The following is an 831-nucleotide window of genomic DNA, read 5'->3' on the forward strand; positions in this document are numbered from 1 at the left end:
TAATTCACATGTAATTGATATAAATATTAATCAATATATATATAATGAACAAATACAATATGCAAGTAGTAAATCATGAGATACTTCTTTAGTAGATATAACACATATAACGGCTATAGGTAATGTTATGTATACAAATTATGCTATTTTACTTATTATAGCTTCTATTATATTATTATTAGCTATCGTAGGTTCTATTGTGATTACAAAGAAGGGAGAAAATAAATAATATATTATTAGCTAAATTCTATAGCTAAATAATTACAAAGTGTATATAAGAGTTAATTATGTTTTTTTTTTATTTATATGGGTTAGGATAGGTAGACAAAAGTTTTTTAATTTTTAATAATAGAACTTTTTAATAATCTTTTTAGAGATTTAGGTTGTATAATTATATTTATATATTTAATGTGAGTTCTAGAAATAGATTGAAATGCTTTTGTCGCTGATGCACTTGTCCAAGCATCAAATATTTTAGCTTTTAATGCAGTTATGGCTGTAAATACCTCTCAAGGTCTAGTTTTTGTAAATCATATTGATTGAAATTCTCTGGCTATTATATTTATAAAAATTAAAAATATGAGAAAAAAATATACTAGTTTTATTGACAATGTTGAAGAAAGAATACCCGAACAAGGAGAACGACCAAGACCTGGAATGACTAGAGAGCTCATTAATGAATATGAAAATATTAAAAATGAAGGTTACAGGCTTCTAGAAATGGGAGATGCTAGGCTCAATGCTTTCAATTGGGATTGAATTACTACTAATAGTCACGTTCAATTAAATCAGGAGCAAGCTATTGAAATTTTAATGAGAATAACTCAGTAT

At 25.4% G+C, this 831-nt stretch carries 2 protein-coding genes; both read left to right on the forward strand.

Annotated features, from left to right (window positions below; all coding sequences use genetic code 11):
* Nucleotides 1-97 precede the first annotated feature (97 nt).
* A complete protein-coding gene (locus tag ACYVEA_RS34625; RefSeq protein WP_461117918.1) occupies nt 98-229 on the forward strand; it encodes a hypothetical protein in 132 nt (43 codons plus the stop codon).
* A gap of 350 nt (nt 230-579) precedes the next feature.
* Nucleotides 580-759, forward strand: a complete 180-nt coding sequence (locus ACYVEA_RS34630; protein WP_461117917.1) for a hypothetical protein — start codon at nt 580-582, stop codon at nt 757-759.
* Nucleotides 760-831 lie beyond the last annotated feature (72 nt).

It is taken from the genome of Spirosoma jeollabukense (genome assembly GCF_054777855.1).